Origin of the sequence: Kosakonia radicincitans DSM 16656 (assembly GCF_000280495.2) — a bacterium.
GTDB classification, from domain to species: domain Bacteria; phylum Pseudomonadota; class Gammaproteobacteria; order Enterobacterales; family Enterobacteriaceae; genus Kosakonia; species Kosakonia radicincitans.
In genome coordinates this window covers 3,245,138-3,262,107 of sequence record NZ_CP018016.1, presented here as the reverse complement: position 1 = coordinate 3,262,107, position 16,970 = coordinate 3,245,138, and the positions used below count along the sequence as shown (strand labels likewise).

Below are 16,970 nucleotides of genomic sequence, written 5' to 3'. Positions count from 1 at the left end.
GGCGCTTCGCTTATCAGGCCTGGGGTTAAATCACACCCTGCGCCAGCATCGCGTCGGCGACTTTCACAAAACCGGCGATGTTGGCGCCGCGCACATAGTGCGTCTGTTTACCTTCACCGCCGTATTCGACGCAGGCCTGATGAATATCAAGCATGATGTGGTGCAGACGGGCGTCCACTTTCTCTGCTTTCCAGCTTAAACGCGCGGCATTCTGTGCCATCTCCAGCCCGGAAGTGGCTACGCCGCCCGCATTGGCGGCTTTACCCGGCGCGAACAGCACGTTTGCTTCAAGGAACAGTTCGGTCGCCGCGATAGTGGTGGGCATATTCGCCCCTTCGGCCACCGCTTTCACGCCGTTGGCGATCAGCACGCGTGCTGCATCCACAGCCAGTTCATTCTGCGTGGCGCACGGCAGCGCAATATCCACGGGCACGGACCATGGCTGCTGGCCCTGCAGATAGTTCAGGCCAAACTCCCGCGCATAGTCGGCGATCCGGCCATCGCGACTGGCTTTGATTTCACACAGACGGGCCAGTTTTTCCGCCGTAAAACCGGCTTCATCAACGACAGTGCCGCTGGAATCAGAAGCCGTGATCACGCGCGCGCCAAGGGACATCGCTTTTTCGATGGCGTACTGCGCCACATTGCCGGAACCGGAAACCGCCACGCGCATCCCTTCAAAACCGAGACCGTGGCGTTTCAGCATCGCTTCGGTGAAGTAAACCAGGCCGTAGCCGGTGGCTTCCGGGCGGATCAAACTGCCGCCGAACGTCAACCCTTTGCCGGTGAAGACGCAGGCGGTGTTGTTGGAGAGTTTTTTCATCATCCCGGCCATAAAGCCGACTTCACGCGCACCGACGCCGATATCGCCCGCCGGAACGTCGGTATCCGCGCCGAGATGGCGGTACAGTTCGCTGATCAACGCCTGGCAAAAACGCATCACTTCGCCGTCGCTTTTGCCTTTCGGATCGAAGTCGCTGCCACCTTTGCCGCCGCCCATTGGCAGGGTAGTCAGCGCATTTTTAAAGGTCTGCTCGAAACCGAGGAATTTCAAAATCGACAAATTCACTGACGGGTGAAAACGCATCCCGCCTTTGTAGGGACCAATGGCGGAGCTGAACTGTACGCGCCATGCGCGGTTGACCTGCACCTGGTTGCGGTCATCAACCCAGGCCACGCGAAACTGGATCACGCGTTCCGGTTCAACCAGCCGCTCCAGCAGCGACAGCTGGCGATAGCGCGGGTTAGCTTCAAGAAACGGCCAGAGGGTGGTCATCACTTCGCGCACGGCCTGGGCGAACTCCGGCTGGTGCGGATCGCGCTGCTGAACATAACCGAGAAAGGATTCAAGAGAGTGGGTCTGATCCATAGATATAAGCTTCTCTTATTTTTAGGTGAAGTTGTTGTGATTGTGGTGCGCAAAAAACGGGCACTTTCGGACTATAACATCCGTAATGGTGCATGCCGCAAAGGAAAATGCCCCATACCAGGCAAATTAATAATCTGCGCAGCGTCATAACGAAAAACGATGATTGAGGAAACTAAAGCTGTGGGAAATAGATCCGTTATAGTAATACGTGGCGTCAATCAGAAAGGAAGAGTTATGGCCCGTTTATCGTGGATAGCAGCATTACTGGTGGTAGCAGCGGGCAACGCGCTGGCCGAACGTTTACCCTCGCCGGGAATTGAAGTGAATGTCCCCCCGGAAGTCTTTAGCTCCGGCGGGCAGACGCAAACCACGCAGCCGTGCATCCAGTGCTGCGTGTATGGCAATCAAAATTACAGTGAAGGCGCGGTGGTGAAAGCCGAAGGCGTGCTGTTACAGTGCCAGCGCGATGAACGCGCCATTTCCACTAATCCGCTGGTCTGGCGTCGCGTGAAGCCATAAACGCTTCCAGTAGCGGGATATCCGCTGGCGCCAATGCCTGTTTCAGGGCGTCAGCGGGTTCGCACCACAGCAAGGCGCTGTGATAGTGGCGGGTTGGCTCGCCATGAAAGGCAACAACATGCCACGCATGCAGATGGATCATCCGCCCGGACACTTCCCGCTGGTGGCTGGCGACATAACAAGCAGGCTGGGCATCAATGCCCAGTTCCTCACGCAGCTCACGCGTTAGCGCCTGCGGCTGCGTTTCCCCGGTTTCCACCTTGCCGCCAGCAAACTCCCATAGCCCGGCTTGATCTGCGTGCGGCGGGCGCTGCGCCAGCAAAATTTTGCCATCGCGCTCGATGATCGCCGCGACCACCTCAACTGTTTTCAGGGTTGTCATCCGTCTGTTCCATTTTCTGCTGCTGGCTCCACTCGAACCAGCCGCCATCATACACGGCGATCCTCTGCCAGCCGAGCGCGCGGGCAAGCAAAAATGCCAGCGATGCACGCCAGCCAGTACCGCAGTAAAAAATCACCTGTTGATCGGCGGTGATGCCTTGCTGCTGCCACAATGCGGCAATCTCTTGCGGGGAGCGTACAGTGCCATCCGGATGATGGTAATCCGCAATAAACTGGCTGTTGCCGCCAGCGTGTCCCCAGCGCGCGCCGGGAATATCACCAGCGGTGGAAATATAGTGATATCCGCTGCTGCCGCCGCTGAATTCATCCCAACTGCGTACGCTGACCAGCACGGTTTCTGGCTGCGCCATTCGTTGCCGGGTTTGCGCCAGGTTAAGTAAAAAGTGTGGCCGTGCAGGGAACGGCGCGCCGAAATCCTGCGCGGTGATGGCGGGCGGCAGGTCGCTCGTTTGCCGCAGCCCTGCGCGTTGCCAGCTCTGCCAGCCGCCATTCAGCAGACGGACATCGTTAACGCCCGCGTACAGCAGAATATGCGCCAGCCGCTCGGCCGCATAGTTACCGCGACCGTAGAGAATGACAGTCATATCGCTGCGTAGACCGTAGCGGGACAGCACCGCGCGCAGTATTTCGGGCGGTACCACATTCCACAGCGGCAGGCTTTCGACAAGTTGGGTGTCAATGTAATGCGCGCCGGGAATGTGCCCGGCGCGATAGGTTGGCTCGGCGTTATAGCCGACTTCCAGCAGCCGCCATGTTTCGGCTGGCGGATTGTGTTGCAGTAAATCGTCCAGCCACTGCGCGGTAACCCACGGATTGCCGGACGTCATGGCATCAGACCTTAAATTTGGCCCATACCGGCGCGTGATCGGACGGTTTTTCCATGCTGCGAATGTCGTAATCAATCCCGGTTTCGATGCAGCGCTCGGCCAGCGGCTGGCTCGCCAGCAACAGATCGATGCGCAGGCCACGGTTGTCATCAAAGCCTTTGGAGCGGTAATCAAACCACGAGAAGCGATCGTTGGTTTCCGGGTTTGCTTCGCGGTAAGTGTCCACCAGACCCCAGCCCTTCAGGCGCTCCATCCATTCACGCTCTTCCGGCAGGAACGAGCATTTCCCGGTGCGCAGCCAACGCTTGCGGTTCTCTTCGCCGATGCCGATGTCCAGATCCGTCGGGCTGATATTCATATCGCCCATGATCAGTACCGGGTTCTCTTTTTTCAGCTCGGTTTCGAGGAAGGTTTGCAGATCCTGGTAGAACTTCTCTTTCGCCGGGAATTTCAGCGGATGGTCGCGGCTTTCGCCCTGCGGAAAGTAGCCATTAATCACGGTGATATTGCCGAGAGGCGACGGGATTTCCGCCATGATAATGCGACGCTGCGCCTCTTCGCCGTCGTTGGGAAAGCCGCGACGTACGGAAACCGGCGTATCTTTGGTCAACAGCGCAACGCCGTAGTGACCTTTTTGCCCGTGATAAAAGACGTTGTAACCCAGTCGCGCCACCTCTTCGAGCGGAAACATATCGTCATGGACTTTTGTCTCCTGCAGACCGATTACGTCCGGCTGATGCTGCTCGACAAGCGCTTCCAGTTGATGAGGCCGGGCACGCAGGCCGTTGATATTAAAAGAGACAAATTTCATAGTCGCCGCCACTTAGCAGTAAAAAGATGCACAGATGTTAGCAGAATTTACATTTAACCACCGCCACTTATTGATATTGCTGTTACTGATGAGCAAAAAACGCGTCGGTTGCCCTGGTTTGGTGCGCGCTGCGCCGAAATGGGGCAGTGCGTGAAGATTAATTTCGCTGATGATCACAGTTCCAGAATTAAATATTCTTATTGCATAAACCCGCGCCTCCGATCGCCCATCACCTCGCCTGGATATACATTTATTCACTTTTTATGCATTTTATGTGAATAGCGACAGGCTGTAAGTTGCTGATATTTCGTTGCTCCAGGACGTTTATGCATTTTTATCGCTGGCTGGCACGAACTGTGCAATCTACATTTACAGCGAGAATGTTCATATTCATTAACATTTATTCAACTTTTTATTTACCGGATGAGGTCGCTATGTCTACGTCAATTACGCGTGAAAATTTTGATCAATGGATGTTGCCTGTCTACGCGCCAGCGCCTTTTATTCCGGTTCGCGGGGAAGGGTCGCGTTTATGGGATCAACAGGGCAACGAGTACATCGATTTTGCCGGGGGGATTGCGGTAAACGCGCTGGGCCACGCCCATCCCGCATTGTGCAAGGCTCTGAGCGAGCAAGCGGCGAAGTTCTGGCATACCGGCAATGGCTATACCAATGAGCCGGTACTGAAGCTGGCAAAACGGTTGCTGGATGCCACGTTTGCCGATCGCGTTTTCTTCTGTAACTCCGGCGCGGAGGCGAATGAAGCGGCGCTGAAACTGGCACGTAAATATGCCCACGACACTTTCGGCCCGCAGAAAAGCGGCATTGTGGCTTTCAAAAATGCTTTCCATGGCCGCACGCTGTTTACCGTCAGCGCTGGCGGGCAACCGGCCTACTCACAGGATTTTGCGCCGTTGCCGCCGCAGATCCAGCATGCGGTTTACAACGATCTGGCTTCCGCCAGCGCACTGATCAATGACGACACCTGCGCGGTCATTGTTGAACCAATGCAGGGGGAAGGTGGTGTGCTCCCGGCCAGTCAGGCCTTTTTACAGGGCTTGCGCGATCTCTGTACCCGTCACAACGCGGTGCTGATTTTTGATGAAGTGCAGACCGGCGTCGGCCGCACCGGCGAACTGTATGCCTATATGCACTATGGTGTGACACCGGATGTACTGACCACCGCGAAAGCATTGGGCGGCGGTTTCCCGATTGGCGCGATGCTCACCACTGAAACCTTCGGCAAAGTGATGAATGTGGGTACACATGGCACGACCTACGGCGGTAATCCGCTGGCGGGCGCAGTTGCTGGTGCGGTGCTGGATATCGTCAATACGCCGGAAACACTGACCGGTGTGAAACAGCGCCACCAGTGGTTTGTTGAGCAGCTGACGGCGTTCAACGATCGCCATCCTCTGTTCAGTGACATTCGCGGCCTCGGGCTGCTGATTGGCTGCCAACTGGTGGCGGAACATGCCGGAAAAGCGAAACAGATTTCGCAACTGGCGGCAACGGAAGGGGTGATGGTGCTGATTGCCGGTGGCAACGTGGTGCGCTTTGCTCCGGCGCTGAATATCAGTGAAGAAGAGGTTCGCACCGGGCTTGCGCGCTTTACCCGCGCCTGTGAAAAATTCCTTGCGGAGAACGTATCATGATGGTGATCCGTCCTGTCGCGGCAAGCGATCTACCGGCGCTGATGAAGCTGGCCGGGAAAACCGGCGGTGGACTGACATCGTTACCAGCCGATGAAGCGACGCTGGCCGCGCGTATTGAGCGTGCCCGCCGCACGTGGCAAGGGGAGTTGCCGAAGGGCGAGCAGGGCTATGTTTTTGTGCTGGAAGAGACGCAAAGCGGTGAAGTGGCCGGGATCTGCGCCATCGAAGTGGCGGTGGGGCTTAACGATCCCTGGTATAACTACCTCGTGGGGACTCAGGTTCATGCGTCGAAAGAGTTGAATGTCTACAATGCGCTGCCAACGTTATTTCTCAGTAACGATCACACCGGCAGCAGCGAGCTGTGCACGCTGTTTCTCGATCCGGCCTGGCGCAAAGAGGGCAACGGCTATCTGCTGTCGAAGTCGCGCTTTCTGTTTATGGCGGCCTTTCGCGATCGCTTTAACGAAAAAGTGGTGGCGGAGATGCGCGGCGTCATCGACGAGCATGGTTACTCGCCGTTCTGGGAGAGCCTGGGAAAACGTTTCTTCTCAATGGAATTCAGCCGTGCTGATTATCTGTGCGGGACCGGGCAGAAAGCGTTTATCGCCGAATTGATGCCCAAACATCCTATTTATACCCACTTCCTCTCCGACGAGGCGCAGGCGGTTATTGGCGAGGTGCATCCGCAGACCGCGCCAGCACGCGCGGTGCTGGAGAAAGAGGGCTTTCGCTACCGCAATTATGTCGACATTTTTGATGGCGGGCCGACGCTGGAATGCGATGTTGACCGGGTGCGGGCGATCCGCAAAAGCCGGCTGGTTACCGTGGCGCAAGGGCAGCGCGCGCCGGGAGAGTGGCCAACCTGCATGGTGGCGAATGAGCAATACGAGCAATTTAGAGCCATGCTTATCAAAGCGGATCCCAACACGGAGCGGCTGCTGTTAAGCGCCGCAGAACTGGATGCGTTGAAATGTCAGCCGGGCGATACCGTGCGGCTGGTTCGCCTGTGTGCCGAGGAGAAATCACAATGAGTTTATGGATCAATGGCGACTGGGTAACCGGTGAAGGTGAGCGTCGGGTGAAAAGTAATCCGGTAAGCCATGAAGCGCTGTGGCACGGTTTTGATGCCAGCGCCGCACAGGTCGAAGAGGCGTATCGGGCTGCGCGTAACGCTTTTCCGGCATGGGCGCGCGAACCTTTCTCCGTGCGCCAGGCGGTGGTGGAAAAATTTGCCAGCCTGCTGGAAGCCAATAAAGCCGCGCTGGCGGAAATCATTGCCCGTGAAACCGGGAAACCGCGCTGGGAAGCAGCGACCGAAGTAACGGCGATGATCAATAAAGCCACCATTTCCGTGAAGGCTTATCACACGCGAACCGGCGAACAGCACACGGAAATGGCCGACGGCGTAGCAACGTTGCGCCACCGTCCGCATGGCGTTCTCGCCGTTTTCGGGCCCTATAATTTTCCAGGCCACTTGCCGAACGGCCATATTATTCCGGCGCTGCTGGCGGGCAACACGCTGCTGTTCAAACCGAGCGAACTGACGCCGTGGAGCGGCGAAGCGGTGGTTAAACTGTGGGAGCAGGCTGGTCTGCCCGCCGGGGTGCTCAATTTAGTGCAGGGCGGACGCGAAACCGGGCAGGCGCTGAGTGCGTTGCCGGGGCTGGACGGTTTGCTGTTCACCGGTAGCGCCAATACTGGTTATCAATTGCATCGCCAGTTGGCGGGTCAGCCGGAGAAGATCCTCGCGCTGGAAATGGGCGGCAATAACCCGCTGATCGTCGAAGATATTCAGGATATTGATGCCGCCGTACATCTGGCTATCCAGTCCGCTTTTATTACCGCCGGACAGCGCTGTACCTGCGCACGACGTTTGCTGGTGAAACGCTCAGCAGAGGGCGATGCTTTCCTTGCGCGGCTGGTGGAGGTGAGCGCACGTCTCACGCCGCAGGCATGGAATGCAGAACCGCAGCCGTTCCTGGGCGGTTTGATCTCCGCGCAGGCCGCGCAGCATGTGCTGCACGCGTGGCAGGAGCATGAAGCGCGCGGCGGCAAAACCTTGCTGGCGCCACGTCTGCTGGAAGAAGGCACTTCACTGCTGACGCCGGGCATTATTGAGATGACCGGAGTGGCCGACGTGCCGGATGAAGAGGTGTTTGGCCCGCTGCTGTGCGTCTGGCGTTATGACGATTTCGATGAAGCCATCGCGCTGGCGAACAATACCCGTTACGGGCTCTCCTGTGGGCTGATTTCCCCGCAGCGCGAGAAGTTTGATCGGCTGTTGCTGGAAGCGCGCGCCGGGATTGTTAACTGGAACAAACCACTGACGGGCGCGGCCAGTACCGCACCATTCGGCGGTGTGGGCGCTTCCGGTAACCATCGCGCCAGCGCCTGGTATGCGGCGGATTACTGCGCATGGCCTATGGCGAGCCTTGAATCTGCCGATCTGACCCTGCCGCAAACGCTCAGCCCGGGTCTCGATTTTTCCCGCGAGGAACAACCATGAAAGCGCATGAAGTGAACTTTGATGGGCTGGTCGGCCTGACGCACCACTATGCCGGGTTGTCATTCGGCAATGAAGCCTCGACCCGGCACCGTTTCCAGGTCTCCAACCCTAAGCTGGCAGCGAAGCAGGGGCTACTGAAAATGAAGGCGCTGGCCGATGCCGGTTTCCCGCAGGCGGTGATCCCACCGCATGAGCGCCCCAATGTGCCGGTGTTGCGCCAGTTGGGATTTAGCGGCAGCGATGAGCAGGTGGTCGAAAAAGCCGCAGCGCAGGCGCCGCAAATCCTCTCTTCCGCCAGTTCGGCATCGGCGATGTGGGTTGCCAATGCCGCCACGGTTTGCCCGTCGGCGGATTCCGCGGATGGCAAAGTCCATCTGACGGTGGCGAATCTCAACAATAAATTCCATCGCGCGATCGAAGCGCCGACCACTGAAGCGCTGCTGCGGGCGATTTTCCGCGATGAAGAGACATTCAGCGTGCATTCGGCGCTACCGCAAGTGGCAATGCTGGGCGATGAAGGTGCCGCTAACCACAACCGCTTTGGTGGCGACTATGGCGATCCGGGCGTCCAGCTTTTTGTCTATGGGCGCGAAGAGGGCAGCACGCTTGCACCGACACGCTATCCGGCTCGTCAGACGCTGGAAGCCAGCCAGGCGGTGGCGCGTCTCAACCAGGTTCGCCCTTCGCAGGTGGTGTATGCCAGGCAAAATTCCCAGGTCATTGATCAGGGCGTGTTCCATAATGATGTTATTGCTGTTTCCAATCGCCAGTTACTGTTTTGCCACGAGCACGCCTTTGCCGATCAAGCGCAACTGCTGGCGGAGTTACGCCGTCGCGTGCCGGGTTTTATGGCGATCGAAGTGCCGCAGCAGGCGGTATCGGTTGCCGATGCGGTGTCGACTTACCTGTTCAATAGCCAGCTACTGAGCCATGAAGATGGTCGCATGGTGCTGGTGTTGCCGCAGGAGTCGCGGGAGCATGAAGGCGTCTGGCGTTATCTGAACCAGTTGCTGGCGCAGGATAACCCGATCGCTGAGCTGAAGGTGTTCGATCTGCGCGAGAGTATGGCAAACGGCGGCGGCCCGGCGTGCCTGCGCTTGCGCGTAGTGTTAACCGGGGCGGAACAGCAGGCGGTAAATCCGGCGGTGATGATGAACGATACGTTGTTCGCCACGCTCAATGACTGGGTTGATCGCCACTATCGCGACCGTCTGACACAGGCAGATCTTGCCGATCCGCAACTGTTGCGGGAAGGGCGGGAAGCGCTGGACAGACTCACGCAGTTGCTGAACCTCGGTTCTGTTTATCCCTTCCAGCGTTAACCGGAGGTTGTATGGATAACTTTCTTGCCACCACGTTATCGGGTGACATCCCGCGTAAAATGTCAGGGGAGTCGGGCGGTATTCACTGGTTGTGGCACGAGCAAGGGATCCTTGAACTGGTACCGCCGCACCCTACCGGGCGTTCGCTGGTGCTCTCCTGCGCCATTCATGGCAATGAAACCGCGCCGGTGGAGATGCTGGACATCCTGCTGAAAAATATGTTTTCCGGCACGCAGCCGCTTACCTGGCGGTTGTTGGTCATCCTTGGCAACCCGCAGGCGCTGAGGGAAGGAAAGCGTTTTCTGCATAGCGATTTGAACCGCATGTTTGATGGACGCTGGCAACAACTCCCGCCCAGCGATGAAACGGTGCGTGCCGCGCAGCTTGAACGTGCGGTCACCCACTTTTTTGCCGGTGGCGATGAGGAGCGCTGGCACCTCGATCTGCATACGGCGATTCGCGGATCGCATCATGTGCGTTTCGGCGTGCTGCCGCAGCGTGCGCAGCCGTGGGATGAACTGTTTCTGGAGTGGCTGGGCTCTGCGGGCCTGGAAGCACTGGTGTTCCATCAGGCGCCGGGCGGCACGTTTACCCACTTCACGTGTGCGCAATTTGAGGCGCTGGCCTGTACGCTGGAGCTGGGTAAAGCGCTGCCGTTTGGCGAGAACGATCTCAGCCAGTTTCAGCGTACCGCATGGGCGCTGGCAGCATTGCTGGCCGGTGAACCTGCGCCGGACAAGCAGAGTACGCCGGTACGTTACCGGGTTGTGCAGCAACTGACGCGACACAGTGAGGCGTTCAAACTGTATATGTCAGCAGAAACGCTGAACTTTACGCCTTTCAGCGCCGGGACGCTGCTGGCGGAAGATCGCGGTGAACGCTACGTTGTGCAGCATGATGAAGAGTATGTGCTATTTCCGAATCCTGGTGTTGCTGTAGGTTTGCGCGCCGGATTAATGCTGGAAAAAATAAACTAATACCTCGGCCCTGTTACCACAGGGCTTATTTTTTTTGGTGGCTTTTTAAATAAATTACGGAAAAATCCTGGTTGCTGGGTTTATTATTAATCAGCGTTACTTTATACTCTTCATAATTCCTTATTAATCAATGTATTGATTATTTAATTTTCAACTCTCCACTGTTTATCCTTATTTCCCTCACATTTGACGTAAAAAGAGTATTTACACTTTCATTGTTTTACTGTCGCTCTGATTAATTGACGATAAAGACGGTAAAGTAAATAGCGTCAACACGGCAATCGCCGTAAGTAAAACCGAAGTAAGGAATAAAATTATGCGTAAATTGACTGCTCTGTTTGTTGCCTCTACCCTGGCTTTTGGCGCTGCTGGCCTGGCGCACGCCGACGATACAACGGCTGCACCTGCTGACGGTAAGCCGATGATGATGCACCACAAGGGTAAAGGTCCGCACGATATGATGTTCAGAGACCTGAATCTGACCGATGCACAGAAACAGCAGATCCACGAAATTATGAAAAGCCAGCGTGATGAGATGAAACGTCCGCGGGTTGAAGAGATGCGTGCAATGCATGACATCATCACCAGCGACAGCTTCGACAAAGCGAAAGCGGAAGCACAGATCGCGAAAATGGAAGAACAGCATAAAGCTGGCATGCTGAGACATATGGAAACGCAGAACAAAATTTACAACATCCTGACGCCGGAGCAGAAAAAGCAGTTCAATGCGAATTTTGAGAAGCGTCTGACAGAACGTCCGGCAGCGGAAGGTAAAATGCCTCCTGCACCTGCTGAGTAATTCAGCACCCCCTATCAAAACCGCCGGTTTTGCCCATTGCATGCAGTACGTGATGGGCAGAATCGGCGGTTTTTCTTTCCTTCCCTCTTGCCAGCCGCGCGTGGCACGGTATTCTCGTGAAGCCCCTCTTCTCGGGTGCGTTACTTATCTGAAATTTATATTTTTTTACATGTCTGGTTACGCTGTGGCCTAAGGCAAATTGTTGCTGCTGCCGATAATCCGACAACGACAATAAACAATAACAAGCTGCCTGCTGAAGCAGCGGCGCGGATTGCATAACCGCGCCCTTCAGGAGTGATGATGGAATTCTTTGATATTCGCAAAATGCCGGTGAATCTCTGGCGTAATGGTGCGGGCGAGACCCGGGAGATTTGCTGTTTTCCGCCCGCCACTCGCGATTTTAACTGGCGCGCCAGTATTGCTTCACTGGCAAGTAACGGTGAATTTCCTCAGTTCCCCGGCGTCGATCGGGTGATAACCCTGCTGGAAGGCGGTGAAGTGACGCTGGATGGCGGTAGCGTTTTCCGCCACACCCTGAAACACCATCAGCCTTTTACCTTTGCCGGTGAACAGTCTGTGAAAGTGGAACTGTCGGAAGGGAAAATGTCGATGGATTTCAATATCCTGACGCGCCGTGACCGTTGCCAGGCAAAAGTGCGCATTGCCGATCGCACGTTTACCACCTTCGGGACGCGTGGCGGCGTGGTGTTTATTCTTAGTGGCGCGTGGCAACTGGGAGATAAACTGTTAACCGCCGATCAGGGCGCTTGCTGGCAGGAAGGGCGGCACACGCTGCGGTTGTTGAAGCCAGAAGGGCAGTTGCTGTTCAGTGAAATCAGCTGGCTGCCCGGGCATTAATCCAGATCGATGATTTCATGCTCGCCGCTGAGCAAAGGTTTACAGAGTATTTTGTAACCATCATGGTCGAAACCGGCTGGCGTGCGTAGCAACGCGGTGGCCTCACTCAGCGTGTTAACCGAACCCAGCCACAGCCAGTTGTGAATGACGTGGTATTGCGTCATCGCGCCGAAACTCTCTTTCAATCCGACCGGCCCTTGCCAGGGCCAGCATACCAGCTTCATACGCGCCATCGCCGCCGCGAAACGCGCATCGTGCGCTTCGCGCGGTTCTCTGCCGCAGCATGCTCCGGCGCAGCGTTGCAGCGCTGAGCGGAAGCAGGGACGACCTCGCGTGACCGACTCCAGCCCCAGCAGACCGTAACAGAGCTTTTCGTCATCGGCGATGGATTGCAGCGCCTGTAACGCGGCGCGGCGGTTGGCGAACAGCCCGTGGAGCTCCGGCGTGGCGGAAAAATCCACTTCGCGCGCATAGACCACCTGCGGTTTCTCGCCACCGAGCAGTAGCGAGCAGAGCTGGCGATTGCGGCGCAGGCGTTTATTAAACAGCGGCTGCTGCTCTTTGATCAGCCGGGCTTCCAGCAGCAACGCACCCAACTCTCCGGCGGTGCAGATCCAACTGATACGCCTGGACTGGCGCAGCATTGAGGCTTCATCCGGGGTGCGCATATGTGACAGCACCCGGCTGCGGATATTGACGCTTTTGCCGATATACAGCGGCATCGCCTCGCTTTCGCCATGAAAAATATAGACGCCAGGGTGCTTTGGCATGGCCTCCAGCCACTGGCGCAAATGTTCGGGGTATTCATAAATTGCCGCTGCGTCGAATTCGAGACGCGGGGCGGATTGACGCCTTGCCACTCAGAAACTCCTGATACTGTTTACCCATCCAGTATAACAACTAACGACAGGCTAAAAAAGTGGCAAACAGGCGATGATGTGGGCAGGCCGGGAAAGCCGCGACAATATCAGGGAGCAGGGGATGGACACAGAGGGCGCGACGCTTATCAGGCCCGGCGGGCAGGCCTGATAAGATCATGATGAATTTCAGAAATTATTTTTTCCAGAAGTCATCGAAAACGGTGATCGGCGGGCGGCGTTTGTGTTCGGTTTTCAGATACCAGCCTTCGATGATTTTGGCGATACCGGCATCCAGCGTTTTGCCTTCCAGATAATCATCGATATTTTCGTAGGTAACACCCAGCGCAGCTTCATCAGGCAGCGATGGGCGATCGTCTTCCAGATCCGCCGTTGGCGCTTTCTTGTAGAGATGTTCCGGGCAGCCCAGATACGCCAACAGTTGTTTCCCCTGACGTTTATTCAGACGGAAAATTGGGTTGATGTCGGTGCCGCCATCGCCATATTTGGTGAAGAAGCCGGTTACCGCTTCAGCAGCGTGATCGGTGCCGACCACCACGCCTTTGGTCATGCCAGCGATACTGTACTGTGCTTTCATACGTTCACGGGCCTTCTCGTTGCCGCGAACAAAATCGCTCAGCTCGATGCCAGCATCACGCAGCGCCTGTTCGCTCGCCAGCACTGCGCCTTTGATGTTCACGGTCAATACGCGATCCGGCTGGATAAAACCAATGGCATCCTGGCAATCTTGCTCGTCTGCCTGCGCGCCGTAAGGCAGACGCACCGCGATAAACTGATACGCTTCATCGCCGGTTTCCGCGCGCAGTTCGCTGATAGCCAACTGGCTGATTTTGCCGGTCAGCGTGGAATCCTGGCCGCCGCTGATGCCGAGCACCAGCGATTTAATAAAGGGAAACGTCTTCAGATAGGTTTTCAGAAAATCCACGCTGCGGCGAACTTCTTCTTCGGCGTTGATGCTCGGCTTCACGCCCAGCGCCTGAATAATCTCTTGTTGCAGAGTCATTTACCCCTCCGTTATGTAATCCTGCCTGGCAGGTTGCAAATAGCTAATATAGAGCCAAATTAACCCTTTGGCGGTAAAACGACAAGGATCACAGATCTGAGTGGCGCAATTTGCTGCGTTTTAGCAGCTTATGTCACTTTCATTAGATTTTTCCGAAAGATATGCCATCGGCAACCCATAGTTGAAAAATGCACTTTTATATTCCAGGCTTAGATAACACGCTGATACACAAGCGGATACTAAAGAGGATGGAATATGAATAAGAACATCGCAGGAATTCTGGGCACCGCCGCTGTACTGACCATGCTGGCAGGGTGTACTGCCTACGATCGCGCAAAAGATCAGGTCACGCAGCCGGTTGTGAAAGATGTGAAAAAAGGCATGAGCCGCCAGCAGGTGATGCAGATTGCAGGTCGTCCTTCTTCTGAAGTCACCATGATCCACGCGCGCGGTACCTGCCAGACCTATATTCTGGGTCAACGTGACGGTAAAACCGAAACTTACTTTGTGGCACTTGATGAAACTGGCCACGTGATGAATTCCGGTTATCAAACTTGCGCCGAGTACGATACCGACCCGCAAACTAAGCAGTAATTTATTTTTGCCTGAGCATTAAAAAAACCGGCCTGATGGCCGGTTTTTTTATCTCATGCCGGTATGCTGTCAATCTTGCCTATTCGTGACCACACCCGGTGCGCGGCAAGGTGGGTGAGGAAATCATCCACCAGTATCGATGAGGCTGAGTCGGCTTCCACAATACCGTCTTCCCCCTGCGCATCGACGCCCAGCAGCGCTTTGAACTGACGCGCATCACCCAGCAGCGCAATGGTTTTCAGATGCTTATACGCCTCCAGCAGGTAGTATTTCGCATCCCCATTTTGTAAAAGCTCGCTCACGTCGCCACCGGGGACGATCACACCGTCCACTGTCAGCGAAGGTGATCCGGCAAATGTTGCCGCCACCGGCAGGCTGGAGCCGTCATCAGCGGTCACTTCACCCATGCGGGCATACAGCAGTTTGCTGTGCACGCCTTTTGCCTGAAGCCCTTGCAGCACGTTCAGTACATCGGCAGCGCTGACGTTATCATGCAGCAGGATAGCCACTACCCGGCCTTTGACGCTGCCGTCCGGAACCGCATACAGGCTTAGCGCCGGATCTTTTTTCAGGCCGTTAACGTCCGGCGGCGGAGCGATATTGCGCTGTTCATCGCTGAGCGTAATCCCGAGGTTTTCGGCAACGCCCTGCGCCAGATGAACGTCGATATGCGCCAGTTGATCAACAACGCGTTCGCGAATATAGGCGCGCGCCACTTTACTCAGTTCAAAGCTGAATGCGTCGATGATATGGCGCTGCTCAAAAGGCGTCTGGCTAAGCCAGAAAAGCCGTGGATGGGCATAATACTCGGCAAAAGAGGCGCTGCGCTCGCGGATTTTATGGCCCTCAACGCGCTCCTGATACGTTTCAAACCCGCCGCGTTTCGGCCCCGGCGGTGTTTCTCGCGGCCAGTTATCGTTGATCGAATTCGGTTCATAATTGGCCGGATTGGTATCAATATCCATGCGGTGCATGCCGTCACGCTGGAAATTGTGATACGGGCAGGTAGGGCGATTTATCGGGATTTCATGGAAGTTTGGCCCGCCGAGACGGCTGATTTGCGTATCGGTGTAGGAGAACAACCGCCCCTGCAAGAGGGGATCGTTGGTGAAGTCCAGTCCCGGAACGATATGCCCCGGATGGAACGCGGCCTGCTCGTTTTCGGTAAAGAAATTATCCGGGTTCCGGTTGAGCACCATCTTGCCCACGCGTTGCACTGGCACCAGTTCTTCCGGGATCAGTTTGGTCGGATCCAGCAGGTCAAAATCAAATTTGAACTCGTCTTCTTCAGGGATCAGTTGCAGCCCCAGTTCATATTCCGGGTAGTCGCCCGCTTCAATGGCTTCCCACAACTCGCGACGATGGAAGTCCGGATCGCGTCCGGTCAGTTTTTGCGCCTCATCCCACACCAGAGACGCCTTGCCCGCCAGTGGTTTCCAGTGGAAGCGCACAAAGGTCGCTTTGCCTTCGGCGTTAATCAGCCGGAAGGTATGAATGCCGAAGCCTTCCATGGTGCGATAGCTGCGCGGAATGCCGCGATCCGACATCGCCCACATCACGTTGTGCAGCGTCTCCGGTTGCAAAGAGACGTAATCCCAGAAGGTGTCATGGGCGCTTTGCCCCTGCGGGATTGCCCAGTGCGGTTCCGGTTTTACGGCATGAACAAAATCCGGGAATTTATGCGCATCCTGAATAAAAAAGATCGGCGTGTTGTTGCCCACCAGATCAAAAATGCCCTCTTCGGTATAAAACTTGGTGGCAAAACCACGGATGTCGCGCACGGTATCTGCCGAACCGGCACCGCCCTGCACTGTGGAGAAGCGGACAAAAACCGGCGTGATTTTCTCTGGATCGGAGAGGAAATCGGCTTTGGTGATATCGCTCAGGCTGCGATAGGGCTGAAAATAGCCGTGCGCCGCTGAACCACGCGCGTGCACGATCCGTTCCGGAATGCGTTCATGGTCAAAATGGGTAATCTTCTCCCGCAGAATGAAATCTTCCAGCAGAGTGGGGCCACGGGTTCCGGCGCGCAGGGAGTTTTGATCGTCGGCGATGCGCACCCCTTGATTGGTGGTAAGTGGAAAATTCTCACTGCCCTTACGGAAAGGCTCAAGCGCGTTCAGTTTGTCGTTGGACGTATCCGGCGCTTTCAGGCTCCCCGGCGCGGTTGGCTGTTCACCAGGCGCAGTGGGCTTCGGGGAAGGGCGGTGAGAATTGTCTTCTGGCGCGAGGGAATCCAGCCCGGGGCGGGATTCGTTGGCATCATGTACCGGGGCATGTTGGGGGTCTTTTTTCTGTTGCGACATTGAACTCGTCTCCTGTTTTCATTACTGAAAAATGGTCGTTGTTATGGCAAAACCCCTCTAACTATAGAACATTGTCCTGTTGCTGCCCGCCAGATGGCGGTTCGATGAAAAAGCGGAGAAAAGTGCGCCAGAGGCGACGGGCGG

At 56.1% G+C, this 16,970-nt stretch carries 16 protein-coding genes; 9 read left to right on the top strand and 7 right to left on the bottom strand.

The window, feature by feature from the left end; all coding sequences use genetic code 11:
* Positions 1-25 precede the first annotated feature (25 nt).
* Entirely contained in the window at positions 26-1,369 is a 1,344-nt protein-coding gene (gene gdhA, locus Y71_RS15675) for an NADP-specific glutamate dehydrogenase (RefSeq protein WP_007374607.1), read from the bottom strand.
* 234 nt (positions 1,370-1,603) lie between these two features.
* Here gdhA and Y71_RS15670 point away from each other — a divergent pair, with 234 nt between their 5' ends.
* Positions 1,604-1,888 (top strand): DUF1496 domain-containing protein, encoded by a 285-nt coding sequence (locus tag Y71_RS15670; RefSeq protein ID WP_007374608.1) that lies wholly within the window; start codon positions 1,604-1,606, stop codon positions 1,886-1,888.
* Here Y71_RS15670 and Y71_RS15665 read toward each other — a convergent pair.
* From Y71_RS15665 to xthA, 3 genes are read right to left on the bottom strand one after another with little or no spacing between them, the layout of a single operon-like run.
* Entirely contained in the window at positions 1,854-2,270 is a 417-nt protein-coding gene (locus Y71_RS15665) for a pyrimidine (deoxy)nucleoside triphosphate diphosphatase (protein ID WP_007374609.1), read from the bottom strand. The two genes, Y71_RS15670 and Y71_RS15665, sit on opposite strands and share 35 nt — an antisense overlap.
* Positions 2,248-3,117, bottom strand: a complete 870-nt coding sequence (locus tag Y71_RS15660; protein WP_007374610.1) for a sulfurtransferase — start codon at positions 3,115-3,117, stop codon at positions 2,248-2,250. Before Y71_RS15660 ends, Y71_RS15665 begins: the two co-directional genes overlap by 23 nt.
* Before the next feature lie 4 nt (positions 3,118-3,121).
* Positions 3,122-3,928 (bottom strand): exodeoxyribonuclease III, encoded by an 807-nt coding sequence (gene xthA, locus Y71_RS15655; RefSeq protein WP_007374611.1) that lies wholly within the window; start codon positions 3,926-3,928, stop codon positions 3,122-3,124.
* 434 nt (positions 3,929-4,362) lie between these two features.
* Between xthA and astC the strand changes: the two genes are divergently transcribed.
* From astC to ves, 7 genes are all read left to right on the top strand, one after another.
* Positions 4,363-5,583, top strand: coding sequence for a succinylornithine/acetylornithine transaminase (astC, locus tag Y71_RS15650; RefSeq protein WP_007374613.1), 1,221 nt, complete (start codon positions 4,363-4,365; stop codon positions 5,581-5,583).
* Positions 5,580-6,614 carry an arginine N-succinyltransferase gene (gene astA, locus Y71_RS15645; RefSeq protein ID WP_007374614.1) on the top strand — a complete coding sequence of 345 codons (1,035 nt, stop codon included), beginning with the start codon at positions 5,580-5,582 and terminating at the stop codon, positions 6,612-6,614. The genes astC and astA overlap by 4 nt, the downstream gene beginning before the upstream one ends.
* Entirely contained in the window at positions 6,611-8,089 is a 1,479-nt protein-coding gene (gene astD, locus Y71_RS15640) for a succinylglutamate-semialdehyde dehydrogenase (protein ID WP_007374615.1), read from the top strand. The genes astA and astD overlap by 4 nt, the downstream gene beginning before the upstream one ends.
* On the top strand, positions 8,086-9,411 hold the full coding sequence (astB, locus tag Y71_RS15635) for an N-succinylarginine dihydrolase (RefSeq protein WP_007374616.1): 1,326 nt from the start codon (positions 8,086-8,088) through the stop codon (positions 9,409-9,411). Before astD ends, astB begins: the two co-directional genes overlap by 4 nt.
* An 11-nt stretch (positions 9,412-9,422) precedes the next feature.
* Positions 9,423-10,388: a succinylglutamate desuccinylase gene (gene astE, locus Y71_RS15630; RefSeq protein ID WP_007374617.1), complete on the top strand. Its 966-nt coding sequence runs from the start codon at positions 9,423-9,425 to the stop codon at positions 10,386-10,388.
* Positions 10,389-10,704: 316 nt separating this feature from the next.
* Entirely contained in the window at positions 10,705-11,187 is a 483-nt protein-coding gene (gene spy, locus Y71_RS15625) for an ATP-independent periplasmic protein-refolding chaperone Spy (protein WP_007374618.1), read from the top strand.
* Positions 11,188-11,487: 300 nt separating this feature from the next.
* Positions 11,488-12,045, top strand: a complete 558-nt coding sequence (ves, locus tag Y71_RS15620) for an environmental stress-induced protein Ves (protein ID WP_007374620.1) — start codon at positions 11,488-11,490, stop codon at positions 12,043-12,045.
* Here ves and cho read toward each other — a convergent pair.
* A complete protein-coding gene (gene cho, locus Y71_RS15615) occupies positions 12,042-12,905 on the bottom strand; it encodes an excinuclease Cho (protein ID WP_007374621.1) in 864 nt (287 codons plus the stop codon). The genes ves and cho overlap by 4 nt on opposite strands.
* A gap of 193 nt (positions 12,906-13,098) precedes the next feature.
* Positions 13,099-13,926, bottom strand: coding sequence for an NAD(+) synthase (nadE, locus tag Y71_RS15610; protein WP_007374623.1), 828 nt, complete (start codon positions 13,924-13,926; stop codon positions 13,099-13,101).
* Positions 13,927-14,181: 255 nt separating this feature from the next.
* Between nadE and osmE the strand changes: the two genes are divergently transcribed.
* On the top strand, positions 14,182-14,520 hold the full coding sequence (gene osmE, locus Y71_RS15605; protein WP_007374624.1) for an osmotically-inducible lipoprotein OsmE: 339 nt from the start codon (positions 14,182-14,184) through the stop codon (positions 14,518-14,520).
* Positions 14,521-14,573: 53 nt separating this feature from the next.
* Here the strand turns inward: osmE and katE are convergent, their stop codons facing one another.
* On the bottom strand, positions 14,574-16,826 hold the full coding sequence (gene katE / locus Y71_RS15600) for a catalase HPII (protein WP_007374625.1): 2,253 nt from the start codon (positions 16,824-16,826) through the stop codon (positions 14,574-14,576).
* Positions 16,827-16,970: the final 144 nt, after the last annotated feature.

Excerpts from the sequence above, each read along its gene's own strand:
- gdhA (WP_007374607.1), bottom strand. The coding sequence starts at position 1,369 with ATGGATCAGACCCACTCTCTTGAATCCTTTCTCGGTTATGTTCAGCAG.
- Y71_RS15670 (WP_007374608.1), top strand. The coding sequence starts at position 1,604 with ATGGCCCGTTTATCGTGGATAGCAGCATTACTGGTGGTAGCAGCGGGC.
- Y71_RS15665 (WP_007374609.1), bottom strand. The coding sequence starts at position 2,270 with ATGACAACCCTGAAAACAGTTGAGGTGGTCGCGGCGATCATCGAGCGC.
- Y71_RS15660 (WP_007374610.1), bottom strand. The coding sequence starts at position 3,117 with ATGACGTCCGGCAATCCGTGGGTTACCGCGCAGTGGCTGGACGATTTA.
- xthA (WP_007374611.1), bottom strand. The coding sequence starts at position 3,928 with ATGAAATTTGTCTCTTTTAATATCAACGGCCTGCGTGCCCGGCCTCAT.
- astC (WP_007374613.1), top strand. The coding sequence starts at position 4,363 with ATGTCTACGTCAATTACGCGTGAAAATTTTGATCAATGGATGTTGCCT.
- astA (WP_007374614.1), top strand. The coding sequence starts at position 5,580 with ATGATGGTGATCCGTCCTGTCGCGGCAAGCGATCTACCGGCGCTGATG.
- astD (WP_007374615.1), top strand. The coding sequence starts at position 6,611 with ATGAGTTTATGGATCAATGGCGACTGGGTAACCGGTGAAGGTGAGCGT.
- astB (WP_007374616.1), top strand. The coding sequence starts at position 8,086 with ATGAAAGCGCATGAAGTGAACTTTGATGGGCTGGTCGGCCTGACGCAC.
- astE (WP_007374617.1), top strand. The coding sequence starts at position 9,423 with ATGGATAACTTTCTTGCCACCACGTTATCGGGTGACATCCCGCGTAAA.
- spy (WP_007374618.1), top strand. The coding sequence starts at position 10,705 with ATGCGTAAATTGACTGCTCTGTTTGTTGCCTCTACCCTGGCTTTTGGC.
- ves (WP_007374620.1), top strand. The coding sequence starts at position 11,488 with ATGGAATTCTTTGATATTCGCAAAATGCCGGTGAATCTCTGGCGTAAT.
- nadE (WP_007374623.1), bottom strand. The coding sequence starts at position 13,926 with ATGACTCTGCAACAAGAGATTATTCAGGCGCTGGGCGTGAAGCCGAGC.
- osmE (WP_007374624.1), top strand. The coding sequence starts at position 14,182 with ATGAATAAGAACATCGCAGGAATTCTGGGCACCGCCGCTGTACTGACC.
- katE (WP_007374625.1), bottom strand. The coding sequence starts at position 16,826 with ATGTCGCAACAGAAAAAAGACCCCCAACATGCCCCGGTACATGATGCC.